Here is a 12,483-nt window from a genome sequence, read left to right as displayed (position 1 = left end):
CCAACTCACCTGTTTTGAACTTGTTCATATAACTCTTGCATTCTGGCGATGTCCTTTTGAGTCGGGAACGTGTCAAACTTTGCCGTTTCCTCAAACTGTTCTAAGACAGCCTTTCCTTCCGGGGTTTTATCCATGTCTAGCATGATCTGCTTAATGGCTTCCACCTGTTCAGGGGGTAAACCGGATCGAACTAAAACAACGTGTCTGGCTACTTCCTCAGTTTCCCCTAAAATTACCATTGCATTGCGACTTTCTTCGGGAATTTCTAAATAACTGCGATAATCAACTGCTGCTGCATCGACTTTACCGCTAATCACCCATTGAATATTATTTTGATCATCTTTACTAAACACATACCCCACTTCATCACTCGCTACCTCATCGGTAGCAGAGTCTTTTTCCTTCAGTTTTAAACCAGTTTCCTTAAGATAAACAAAGGGTAAAACAAATCCAGAAGTTGAAGTGACATCATCAAAAGCCATCATTTTTCCCTGCAAATCTTCGGAGCGTTCAATCCCACGATCTTTTAAGGCAAAAATAATCGTGTGATAAGTTGGATCTCCCCCCTTCCAACGCCTCAAAATAGCTTGAGCACCTGATTTGTTAGTCGCAATCATGGCTGGATAGGGACTATCAAAGTAGAGATCGACTTGACCCGACTTGAGAAATTCTGCCATTGTTCCCACATCTGGCGCTACTTTGACCTCCCCCATCCCAATCCCAAATTGAGATAAGCGTGCTGCTAAGTAGTCTGCCAAAGGTTGATAGCGGGTAATTTTTTTAGCGGGTTGGTTCGTTACATCCCCAATCACAAGGGTTTTTGTACCCGTGGGAGTAGGGGTAGTTGTTGGTGTCGTCGCCGAGGGAGTTGGTGAAGTCTGAGTGCAACCCACCATTAGGCTGACAACACTTACAAGTAAGAGGTTTCCCAAAATTTTATGCAACATTATCTATGATTCTCTCAAGGAGATGGGGTAGGGGGAAGTTCTCTGTATTTCTTAATTTGTTGACGATTGCACCGGAGTTCAATAGACCAATTTTGACCCTGGGGTAGATGCCAAAAGCCGAACTTTGGAGGCTTAGTCCTGAATTGCTCGAATCATGCCATGATGATTTTCAGGTGTGATCAGAGAAATCTCGAACAGAGGTCTGTCCTGAAATTGCAACTTATCCGTGATCTTAACAAAATCTGAACCCATTGTCTGTATTAGTACGGAGTCATGATTCCGAAAATTTACAGGGGATAATCGAAATTCTGAAGCACTTTTTTAAAGATTCTGTAAAAATATCCGTATTTTCTCTGATAAAAACTTGTCTTTTTCGGGAAGCCATGTAAAAATTCCCTATATTTCCAAAAATTAATGTTCTAAAATTCCTTGTGAGTTGCCCTTATTCAAGGCTTAGGATACACCCTAACTCCTGACAACAGATTCTCACCTGCACTGAAGTAAGGAGTTTTGAGAAGTGATAAGGATATTCTCCCAAAATATAGCCAACAAAATCTTAAAATTTTGGGTTCTTTATTTTTTCCTTTGTGGTGTTAAATCAGCTAATTTTAGGAAAAATGGCTTAAATCTTAGAGTTTAAACCGGTTTTGATCAGGGCAAATGAACATTAGTCGTACAAAAATTAATATCAGGAGACAATGGCTTTATGTTAAACAATCAGGGTCAAAGCATCAGTTTCATTAAGACACAAGGCTGGCTCAATTTAGTAATTCCCTCAACTTTTGTATTCGGTTTGATGGCTACGCCGACAATGGCTTTTGAATTAAAAAAATTAGGAACCTACTCAACAGGGATTTTTGATGATGGTGCTTCATTAATCTCTGCCTTTGATCCTAAATCAGCTAATTTGTTTGTTACGAATCAAAGTACAAATTCTATTGATATTCTTAATATTCAAGATCCAACCAATCCTTTCCTGAAGCAAAGTATTGATGTCACTCAGTTTGATCCTAGCTTTGGAACCGTTTTAAGTGTAGGTCAAACGAAATATCAAAATACAAGTTTATTTGCTGTTGCTGTTAAAAATGTCGATACTCAAGCGCCTGGAAGCATCCTTTTTTTTAATCCTGATGGAACTTTATTTAATGGCACTTTAGAAAAATCTTCTGTACAGGTTGGTTCGTTACCCGATGCTTTAACCTTTACCCCGGATGGTAAAAAAGTATTAGTAGCCAATGAAGGCGAAGCTAACTATGTAACGAATGTTAACCCAGAAGGTTCTGTGAGTTTAATCGACTTAGAAAAACTCTTTTTGGGGGAAAGTCCAACCCAAAAATTTATTGGTTTAACAGATTTCAACGTTGGCGGTTCAAAACATGATCAACTCGGTGAAAGTGTCCGAATTTTTGGGCCCGATGGCATCACCGTTGCTCAGTCCCTAGAACCTGAATATATTACTGTTTCTAAAAATGGAAAGAAAGCTTGGGTGACATTCCAAGAAAATAATGCTTTGGGTTTATTAGATCTGGTAACAGAAGAATTTACCAAGATTGTTGGATTAGGAGTCAAGGATTATAGCCTACCTCAAAACAGTTTAGATGTCAGCGATAGAGATAAGGCTATTAATATTAAAAACTATTCTAATCTCTACGGATTTTATCAGCCTGATGAGGCAAAATCCTATCAGGTGGGTGGGAAAAACTATGTAGTTATTGCCAATGAAGGTTCTAGTATTGATGAAGATGGGTTTAGTGAAGAAGTCCGAGTGGCAGATTTAAAACTTGATCCCACTGCTTTCCCCAATGCCGCACAATTACAAAAAAAAGAAAATTTAGGTCGTTTGATTGTAACGAATCAACAGGGAGATACGGATGGGGATGGAGACTTTGACGAACTTTATACCTTTGGGGGTCGTAGTTTTTCCATTTTGGATGAGGAAGGTAATTTAGTCTTTGATAGTGGTAATCAGTTTGAAAAAATTACAGCCGATTTATATCCCAAGTTTTTCAATGCTGATAATTCAGTCAATGATTTTGACAGTCGCAGTGATGCTAAAGGGCCTGAACCAGAAGGGATAACGATTGGCAAAATTCAGAATCGTACCTATGCGTTTATTGGTTTAGAACGAATCAGTGGCGTGATGATTTATGATATTACAAACCCGTTAAAACCTTCCTTTGTTAACTATTCTAATAATCGCAACTTTAATGTTGCTTTTGATGTTAATGCAGACGGTGATCCGGCACCTACCCCTGAACAATTATTAGCCGTTGGCGATTTGGGTACAGAAGGTGTCTTGTTTATTTCAGCTAAGGATAGTCCTACAGGTCAACCTTTAATTGTTACCGCCAATGAAGTCAGTGGAACTACAACCATTAATGCAGTTGTTCCTGAGCCTGGAACGATTGTAGGATTATTAACTTCCGGTGTTTTAGGTGGATTATTCCTCAAACGCAAACGTTCAGGAACTCTCGCTTAAAATTTTGAATGTTCATTCATTAAATATCTAAGTTTTACCTCAATCCCTATTTCATCAGGAATAGGGATTTTCTCAATCCAGGGTTCAAAAATTTCCCTCTACTAACCCAGACAATTGCGATCGCCCCTCTATCCTAATAATATATCAATAGATTAAACTTACAGTCTAAAAATCAAACTGTCTTATCATGGCTCAATTTCTTGAACTTCCCCCCTTGACTTCTGATACCATTTGGGCAATTATCAACGAAGAAATTGATGATACAATGGTTAATCAATTGGTTTGGTATTATTTAGGATATCAATATAATCCTGAAACCGATCAATGGGATGGAACAAATGCTGATCCTCATTGGAAACAAGACTATCCAGAACCTCCTGATTTTATTGAAAGTCGTCCAGCAACAATAAAATTAACTCGTTCTATCCCTGCTGAAAATAAACAAATGTTAAAGGAAACATTGGGTTTTAAAGGTTATAAAATTGGAGAATTTACTCCCCGACATACCCGACGAGCAACGATGGCAAATTGGTTATTATCTCAAATGAGAATTATGAAATTAATCTAAAAACCAGATTAAAAAAGTTAAAATCTTGATAAAATAGGGGAGTTAATACTTCCCTATTTGTTTAAATTACCCCATCAAAAATGCAAAGATTCAACGGCTCAAAACGTTTAAGCCTATCTCTTATAACCGGAGGAATCAGTTTAATCTTAAGTCTTCCCACTTTAGCTGAACCCGAAAGAAAAATTATCGGAAATTGTGAACCTGAATCGTGTGAAACCCTCTGGAAAATTCTACAGTCTAACTTTTCAGAAAAAACCCAAAGTTATCAAAAGGACTGTTTACCTCCTCAACTCTTAGGGTTATCAGTAAACTCTAATTCCGACCAACAGAAAGTTGTTTATTTAAGTTGTTGGGAAGCGAAAGTAGAAAATGGAGAACGACCCGGACTACCATTAGGGATTCTTCCCTTACCAGGTTATGAACAACAATTTGGGGTAAAAATTTCGAGCGATGATCCCCAAATTCAAGCTATTTTAAATCGAAATACCGAACAAGTCGAACGCATGAGTTTTGAATGTGGGACTTATGGCGGTGATATTAATATTTTAGTTTCAGAAGATCAAAAAGTCTCTTTACAATGTTATTTTCAAGCCGGAGCCAACTTATTTGATTCAAATGCGGATGGTGTTCCCGATGGTATGTATGGCAAAGGTACAGGAGTTGATTTTACCGAAGATTTAAAAAATTAATAGGGAGGGAATTACGAATTACGAATTACGAATTACGAATTACGAATGGGGAATAGGCAATCTTGCTATAGACAATCTTGCTATAGATAAGGGTTAGAGGTGGAGTTCCCTATAGCAGTCCTATTTAATTTGTATCCCAAATTTCTGATCAGCTTAACAAAATATCTTTTCTCCCTTACCCCATCTCCCCCATCTCCCCCATCTCTCCCCGTCCCCTCGTTCACCCGTCCCCCCGTCCCCTCATCCCCCCGTCCCCTTGTCCCCTTGTCCCCTTGTCCCCTCATCCCCCCGTCCCCTTGTCCCCTCATCCCCCCGTCCCCTTGTCCCCTCATCCCCCCGTCCAAAAATTACGGCTGTCCTCACTACACTTTCAACCCGATAACGATAAATTAGGTATAGTATCTAAACAAAAGTTTACATCTGGATCTTAAAACCTATCATCACTCTCGCCAGAGGGATGACAACTCCATAAAAAGCAAACGTTATACGGGAGTGAGCACAGAGAATGTTTGAATATTTTTCTGATAAAGCAATTAAGGCGGTGATGTTATCTCAGGAAGAAGCGCGACGCCTGGGACATAACTTTGTGGGAACCGAACAACTGTTAGTCGGTTTAATTAGCGAAGGCAGCAATGTAGCCGCTAAAATACTGGTAGCCCAAGGGTTAGTCCTGCGCGACGTACAGAAAGAAGTTGAAGCCATGATTGGTCGGGGATCAGGTTTTGTCCCGGTTGAAATTCCCTTTACCCCTAGGGCGAAACGCATCTTTGAAATGGCGATGAAAGAAGCTCGCCAAATGGGGAATAACTATATTGGCCCAGAACATCTGTTATTAGGATTATTGCAGGATAACGAAGGCGTTGCCGCCAAAGTCCTAGAAAATCTGGGCGTTGACCGTTCTCAACTGCGTACCGAAGTTATTAAAGCTTTAGGGGAGGAAACAACGGTTTCCGCCGCAGGAAGCGGTCGTCGGGGTTCTGCTAAAACAGCCACCTTAGATGAATTTGGCACGAACTTAACACAATTAGCCGCCGAAGGTAAACTCGATCCAATGATCGGTCGGGAACGGGAAATTGAGCGGGTGATCCAAATTCTCGGTCGGCGGACGAAAAATAACCCTGTGTTAGTTGGGGAACCCGGCGTTGGGAAAACAGCCATTGCGGAAGGCTTGGCTCAACGCATTGTCAATAATGATGTTCCCGATGTGCTGGAAAATAAACAAGTGATCAGCTTGAGCATGGGAACCTTAGTGGCGGGAACCCGTTTCCGGGGTGAATTTGAAGAACGGCTAAAAACCATTGTTGAAGAAATTCGCACCGCCGGAAATATTATTTTAGTCATCGATGAACTTCATACAATGGTGGGTGCAGGGGCCATTGAAGGCACAATGGATGCGTCCAATATGCTGAAACCAGCTTTAGCGCGGGGTGAGTTGCAATGTTTGGGGGCGACGACCCTGGATGAATATCGCAAATATATTGAACGGGATGCAGCCTTAGAACGTCGGTTTCAACCGGTGATGGTGGGTGAACCCTCTGTTGAAGAAACCGTTGAAATTTTGTTTGGGTTGCGTCGTGCCTATGAACAACACCATCAATTAACCATTTCTGATCAAGCCTTGTATGCCGCCGCGACTTTATCCGACCGCTATATTAGCGATCGCTTTTTACCCGATAAAGCCATTGATTTAATTGATGAAGCGGGTTCACGAGTTCGGGTGATGAATTCTAAAGTTCCCCCTGAATTGCGGGAATTAAAACGGGAATTAACGAAAGTTATTGCAGAAAAAGAAACGGCGGTGAAGCTGCAAGATTTCGATAAAGCCAGCCAATTGCGCGATCGCGAATTAGAAATTAAAGACAAACTGGAAACCCCCAGTGAAAAAGTCAATTCTGCTTCTGGGTCTTTAATTGTTACCGAAGAAGATATCGCCGATGTGTTAGCGGCTTGGACAGGAATTCCAGTCAATAAATTAACGGAATCTGAATCGGTTAAATTATTGAAGTTGGAAGATATTTTACATCAACGATTAATTGGTCAACATGAAGCCGTCAATGCCGTTTCTCGCGCCATTCGTCGGGCTCGTGTGGGGTTAAAAAATCCCAATCGACCCATTGCCAGTTTCATTTTTTCTGGCCCTACAGGAGTCGGAAAAACGGAATTAACAAAAGCCTTAGCTGCCTATTTCTTTGGGTCAGAAGAAGCGATGATTCGTTTAGATATGTCGGAATATATGGAACGACATACGGTATCTAAATTAATCGGTTCTCCCCCAGGGTTTGTCGGTTATGATGAAGGCGGACAATTAACCGAAGCGGTGCGTCGTCGTCCCTATACGGTGGTGTTATTTGATGAAATTGAAAAAGCCCACCCGGATGTCTTCAATTTGTTATTACAAATCTTAGAAGATGGACGATTAACCGATGCTAAAGGTCGCGTTGTCAGTTTCAAAAACACCTTAATTATCATGACCTCTAACGTCGGGTCTAAGGTGATTGAAAAAGGCGGCGGCGGTTTAGGATTTGAGTGGTCAGCTTCGGAAGAAGATCAACAATATAACCGCATTCGTAACTTAGTCAATGAGGAACTGAAACAATATTTCCGTCCTGAATTCCTCAACCGTTTGGATGAAATTATTGTCTTCCGTCAATTACAGAAATCTGAAGTTAAGGAAATTGCAGATATCTTATTGCGAGAACTCTTAGCTCGGTTAACTGAACGGGAGATTACCTTAACGGTGAGTGAACGGTTTAAGGAACATTTAGTTAATGTTGGTTTTGATCCCAAGTATGGCGCAAGACCGTTACGTCGGGCGATTATGAATCTGTTAGAAGATGTTTTAGCAGAAGCATTATTAGCCGGAACCCTTAAAGATGGGGATAGCGCCTTGGTTGACTTAGATGCTGACGGGAAAGTTATTATTTTACCCGGAGAACAAGCCCTAAATTCAATGAGTGAATACGCTATTACTCACTCATAATTCCTTTGAGGAAAACCCATTTTACTGAGTAGGATGGGTTTTTCTTTCTTTTTCTTTTCTCGTAAATTCCATTGAGAAATTTTATAAATTAAATCAGGATTGGTAACTATTAATCACCATGCCAATACCCGCAATAAGTGCAGCAGAAACGAGATTACCAATCACTCCGGCTTTATCCCAAATATCTTTTTGATTGTCTGCCATATTTTTGTAAAGTTAAAAAAATCCCCTGTAAACCGATGAATCCCAAAACTTATATTTTTAGGTTATTCTATCGTTACAATAAATTGAATAAGCTATTGTACATCTAAAATTTAATTGTCTTCAATTTCCTCTCTCCCCCGCTCAGTCACTCCACAGCCTACATTCCGATGCCAACTTGCCCCAATAACGTGAGCCATCTGATGAGTTCCACTAATATTGCGGACAGAAAGCGGTAATCGTGGTAAAGTCATGCTCAACAAACAAATTCTAAGAAATTCCAAATCACTTGAATGCACATTGCTTGGCTTGGAAAAAAATCACCCTTTTGCGGTAACGTTACTTATTCTAGGGAAATCACGAACGCCCTGTTAGACCGGGGCCATCGAGTCAGCTTTCTGCACTTTGCCCATGAAGCAACGAATGACCGCACCCCTGAATGGCAACTGGAAAATGGCAGTTGGAAAATTTCTACACGGGACAAAAATAGTAAGGTGACACCCTTCCCCATGACTCAGGAGGTGTCTTTGCCTTGTCTGTATAAGTCCCAAGTTTATACAATTCCCACCCTCAGTTCCAGCAAAGTCCTAACGGAGTCTCTACAACGGTTGAAACCGGATATTGTTCATGCGTCCCTGACCCTTTCACCGTTAGATTTCGTTTTACCTGAAATTTGTGCAGAACTGAATATTCCTTTAGTAGCGACATTTCACACCCCTTTTGACCACAAATTACGCAATATCAAATCGGGAACCCAACATTTAACGTATCAAATCTACGCGCCGTTTTTGGCGAACTATGACCGTGTAATTGTCTTTTCCCAAGTCCAACGGGAAATGCTCAACCGTTTGGGAGTCGCGAAACATCGGGTTGCTGTGATTCCTAATGGCGTAGATGTGGAGAAATATTCTCCAGGGCCATCCCGGTTTAAGGAAGAATTGGGTGCAGACCGGGTTTTCGTTTATCAAGGCCGTTTAGCAACGGAAAAAAATGTAGAGTCCCTGCTCAAAGCTTGGAAAAAGTCGGAAATGGGGCCAGGTTGTCTCTTAGTGATCGTCGGTGATGGGCCGTTAGAAGCTTCGTTACAAGCCTCTTATAACGGAGAAGAGGGGATTATCTGGTTTGGGTTCGTGGGAGATGAAGACCGACGGATTGAAATTCTGCGGGGGGCGGATGTGTTTGTGTTACCGTCGATGGTGGAAGGGTTATCGATTTCGTTATTAGAGGCGATGTCCTGTGGGACGGCTTGTGTGGCGACGGATGCGGGGGCCGATGGGGAAGTCATGGAAGGCGGCGCTGGAATTATTATGAAGACTCAAGGCGTTACGTCCCAACTGCGAACCTTATTACCGTTGTTACGAGATCATCCTGAAATGATTCCCATTGTCGGTCAAAAAGCCCGTCAACGGGTTTTAGAACGTTATACCCTCAGCCAAAATATTACTCAATTAGAACATCTCTATCGAGATTTGGTTCAAGAACAACGTTTAGAATTCAGCCATGTTGTTTAATCCGTAGGGGCGGGGTTTTCCCGCCCTTACTCAGTTATAATGCCCTGAACTAAAGTTCGGGCTGAAAGCTAAAGTGATCTAAAGATAACTAAATACCTGTCTTTCTTAACCCGTTTTAACGGGTTTGAGCTTTTAGCCTGAAATTTATTTCAAGGCTTTTGGCGCGATTGTTGACGGACTTTGGATCACTTCGCCCCGACAGTAGGGTTTAGTAAAAACGCGAAACCAAAAACAGATAGACCCAACAATAAGGAGGGGCAAGATCGGGCTTATGAAGGTTATGTTACGCAATATGCGATCGCCCGCAATCAAAAACTAATTGCCACGTTTGATGCTTTATCTCTAGGAATTTGCATGGGTGTTAGTGAAGAACAGCAGTTTGAGTAAAATCTCTCGGTAAACAAAGAAATTTGTAAGAAAGCCTTTTCAAAGACTATACTAAGAAATAGTTAGTGATAATGTTCGAGAAATGCTGAAATCAAACTACAGACTAAATGTGTCATCACAGACTAACCATCCATACCATGAATGGATTGCTCAAATACAGGAAAAAATCTTTCTAGCAGTTTCTATCGGGCTGCTAAATAGATTAGCCAAGGAGCAGGAAAACATAATAGATAAAAAATTAGAAATTATTCTTCGGGAAAATAAGGTTTGGAATAATATAAAGACAATTAAAGAATTTGATAACAAAAAAGAGATTAGTGATCCACTTGTTAATTCTACCAGGAAGCTTTTATTATTTAGGAAATTGGCTTCATCTTTTTCTAAAATTGCAAATCCTTTCACAGAATCAGAATTAGTAATAGATATTTTAAATAAAATTCCAGATGATACAACTTCTGTAGTTTTAGAAGAACTACTAGATCGGTTTATGGAAGAAGAACAATATAAACTTTCTCCACATCAAGACAATCCTTTCATAAAACAAGTCGCTCAAGTAAGAACAATTGATGAGTTTTTTGCGGAAATACCAGAGATTGCTGATGAGGCAAAATATTATGCTGATAGAGTAGATGAAGGGATTCAGTCTATTCAGCTTCAAAAGCAGAAAACTGTTTTTATATCTAATAATATTAATCAGGATAATTCTGAAGAAAGCTTGAAGACAATTGACTCTCAGTTTAGAGAATATATTCACCCTGTTTTACAGAGTTTATATGGTGAACGTAAGCTTAAGCTAGAAAACCCAACAAAAAAGTATATTGTTTTATTAGAAAATCAGCCAGAAATTCTACTTTATATTGATAGACCTATTTATAAAATTGCATTAAGAGTTAGGAACATTCTAATATTTGATTATATTGATAAAAATCCATCTTTTTCAAAAGAAGGGATTTCGAGTATTTTTGATTTTTTTAAAAAAACATTAACTGAAAATTTGGAGATACATTTATTCTTAAGCTTTATTGAAAAAGTTGATAATAAACAAAAACATATGCAAAAAATTGTTTATAAAATAGTCTGTAAAATTTATAATACAATTATTAATAAAGATATTGATAAAACTATAAACCTACCGAAAAATATTGAACCTGGCTCCAGAGAATATATAGATATTCTTAAAAATACATATATAGATTTTCTTAGGAATAATATTCAATACTTAGATGATTACCGTGAAATTTCTATAGATAGTCTCCCCATTTCAATAGATGATATATTCAATCAATTTTCTCAAGTTTTGGCTTTGAAATGTATTGGTAGTTTAGCACATATAAGAAAAAATTTAAGTGATATTTTTCTTGATGTTGCAAAGCAAATAGCTTTCAAACAAAAAGCAGAATTAGAATCTGCCAAAAAAAATTTTGAAAATAATTTTTTTGAGAATAATTCTTCAAATATACTTATTGAAGTATCTCGTCATTTTCTAGCGGGTACAAGTTTTTTATTTGATGATTTTAGTAATGCAGTTAATGAGCTATTTAAAAAACAAGATTTTAATAATGAAATATGCCTTAGCTTAGATGAAAAGTTTATGATGGATTATTCATGGAGTATTCTTTTCCCCGTAGTTGGTATTAATGTTATTAAAAACTCTCATCAAGCCTTGTTTCATGACTTAGCAGATTCCTTGAGTGAAATTTATGAAATTAAGTTTATTTCACCAGAAATTCTAAAATTTATTTCAATGGAAGCAACTTCATCAGTTGAAGGAGGCCCTATAATTATTGAGTTTAAGAACGCAACTGCCTGTGCATCATTTAAAGGTATTAAAGCTGGGGACTCTTTACAAGCTTTGAAGATAGCTATTACTAAATTAACTGATGCAATGGAAACTCAATGGTTTTTAACAAATCATGGACATCAATATAAAGTTGAACCTCTCGTAGAGCAGTCTCTAGTCAGAGCTTTTTGTAAAAAAGAATTTAATAATACATTTGCTAATTCTAATTCTGGATGGGTGATTCAACCTCTACTTCTCAAAAGAGGAAGAACTTGCAATTACACTTTAAGTGAGGAAACAAGAAAGTATTTAGAAATTCCATCTCGTCTCGTTAAAATATTGATAGATAGAACGAAATCTGGGGATGTATTAGGTAGGCTTGCACTTAATATTGTACACTGCATCAAGCTATTTAGACAAGGATATTTTTCAGAGCGTTTGTCCGAACGATTTCGACTATATTGGACAGTTATAGAAATTTTATTTTCTACAGAAGCTGTTTCTAGCAAAAATATAAAAATAAAACAAGTTGTTCCTTATCGAGTGTCGCTCTTTGAATTAGGAATTGAAAATTTACTGGAACCAGGAACTAAATATCAATATAAACAAGCACGCATATGGATAAGAGAAGATATTGAAGACTTATACACTTTTGTTAGAAATCCTCTGATTCATGATGGAGTTGAGCATACTCCTGCATATGAAAGATTGATGAATAGATTTGAAAATATTGTTTCTTCAATTTTGAGGGAGTTAGTAATTATAGTGATTTATAAAACCCTTCCAGATGATTTTTTAGAAAAAGGGATAGAAGGAATTATTGAATATATGGAAATGCAACAACCTAGTCTTGATTATATCCCAATACTATAATAATCTTCACTTTAGCCTTAGTGCAATATTGTTGTTACTTCAAAAACACTACTATTTCTTTCTAAAAT

At 38.6% G+C, this 12,483-nt stretch carries 9 protein-coding genes; 7 read left to right on the top strand and 2 right to left on the bottom strand.

The genetic code is table 11. The annotated features are described in order from the left end of the window. Positions 1-5: 5 nt before the first annotated feature. Positions 6-947: a phosphate/phosphite/phosphonate ABC transporter substrate-binding protein gene (locus NMK36_RS26155; RefSeq protein WP_072717804.1), complete on the bottom strand. Its 942-nt coding sequence runs from the start codon at positions 945-947 to the stop codon at positions 6-8. A gap of 706 nt (positions 948-1,653) precedes the next feature. Between NMK36_RS26155 and NMK36_RS26150 the strand changes: the two genes are divergently transcribed. The 4 genes from NMK36_RS26150 (at position 1,654) to NMK36_RS26135 (ending at position 7,663) form a co-directional block, all read left to right on the top strand. Then, entirely contained in the window at positions 1,654-3,426 is a 1,773-nt protein-coding gene (locus tag NMK36_RS26150) for a choice-of-anchor I family protein (protein ID WP_072717805.1), read from the top strand. A gap of 187 nt (positions 3,427-3,613) precedes the next feature. Then, on the top strand, positions 3,614-3,994 hold the full coding sequence (locus NMK36_RS26145) for a DUF1823 family protein (RefSeq protein ID WP_072717806.1): 381 nt from the start codon (positions 3,614-3,616) through the stop codon (positions 3,992-3,994). An 80-nt stretch (positions 3,995-4,074) separates the two neighbouring features. Next, on the top strand, positions 4,075-4,683 hold the full coding sequence (locus NMK36_RS26140; protein ID WP_072717807.1) for a hypothetical protein: 609 nt from the start codon (positions 4,075-4,077) through the stop codon (positions 4,681-4,683). Positions 4,684-5,188: 505 nt separating this feature from the next. Beyond that, positions 5,189-7,663 carry an ATP-dependent Clp protease ATP-binding subunit gene (locus NMK36_RS26135; protein WP_254174995.1) on the top strand — a complete coding sequence of 825 codons (2,475 nt, stop codon included), beginning with the start codon at positions 5,189-5,191 and terminating at the stop codon, positions 7,661-7,663. Between the two features lie 314 nt (positions 7,664-7,977). Here the strand turns inward: NMK36_RS26135 and NMK36_RS26130 are convergent, their stop codons facing one another. Continuing rightward, positions 7,978-8,118, bottom strand: coding sequence for a hypothetical protein (locus tag NMK36_RS26130; RefSeq protein ID WP_254174994.1), 141 nt, complete (start codon positions 8,116-8,118; stop codon positions 7,978-7,980). A 39-nt stretch (positions 8,119-8,157) separates the two neighbouring features. On the opposite strand from NMK36_RS26130, the gene NMK36_RS26125 reads away from it, so the two are divergent. From NMK36_RS26125 to NMK36_RS26115, 3 genes are all read left to right on the top strand, one after another. Then, positions 8,158-9,375: a glycosyltransferase family 4 protein gene (locus NMK36_RS26125; protein ID WP_072717809.1), complete on the top strand. Its 1,218-nt coding sequence runs from the start codon at positions 8,158-8,160 to the stop codon at positions 9,373-9,375. A gap of 180 nt (positions 9,376-9,555) precedes the next feature. After that, entirely contained in the window at positions 9,556-9,762 is a 207-nt protein-coding gene (locus tag NMK36_RS26120; RefSeq protein ID WP_072717810.1) for a hypothetical protein, read from the top strand. A 109-nt stretch (positions 9,763-9,871) separates the two neighbouring features. After that, positions 9,872-12,415: a hypothetical protein gene (locus NMK36_RS26115; protein WP_254174993.1), complete on the top strand. Its 2,544-nt coding sequence runs from the start codon at positions 9,872-9,874 to the stop codon at positions 12,413-12,415. The last annotated feature ends 68 nt before the right edge of the window (positions 12,416-12,483 follow it).

Origin of the sequence: Planktothrix pseudagardhii (genome assembly GCF_904830925.1) — a bacterium.
Lineage (GTDB): Bacteria > Cyanobacteriota > Cyanobacteriia > Cyanobacteriales > Microcoleaceae > Planktothrix > Planktothrix tepida.
Note: the sequence above shows the minus strand (reverse complement) of the source record. Positions and strands in the feature narration are given on the sequence as shown.

Coding starts and splice junctions, on each gene's coding strand:
- NMK36_RS26150 (WP_072717805.1), top strand. CDS start 1,654: ATGTTAAACAATCAGGGTCAAAGCATCAGTTTCATTAAGACACAAGGC.
- NMK36_RS26140 (WP_072717807.1), top strand. CDS start 4,075: ATGCAAAGATTCAACGGCTCAAAACGTTTAAGCCTATCTCTTATAACC.
- NMK36_RS26125 (WP_072717809.1), top strand. CDS start 8,158: ATGCACATTGCTTGGCTTGGAAAAAAATCACCCTTTTGCGGTAACGTT.
- NMK36_RS26145 (WP_072717806.1), top strand. CDS start 3,614: ATGGCTCAATTTCTTGAACTTCCCCCCTTGACTTCTGATACCATTTGG.
- NMK36_RS26130 (WP_254174994.1), bottom strand. CDS start 8,118: ATGACTTTACCACGATTACCGCTTTCTGTCCGCAATATTAGTGGAACT.
- NMK36_RS26135 (WP_254174995.1), top strand. CDS start 5,189: ATGTTTGAATATTTTTCTGATAAAGCAATTAAGGCGGTGATGTTATCT.
- NMK36_RS26155 (WP_072717804.1), bottom strand. CDS start 947: ATGTTGCATAAAATTTTGGGAAACCTCTTACTTGTAAGTGTTGTCAGC.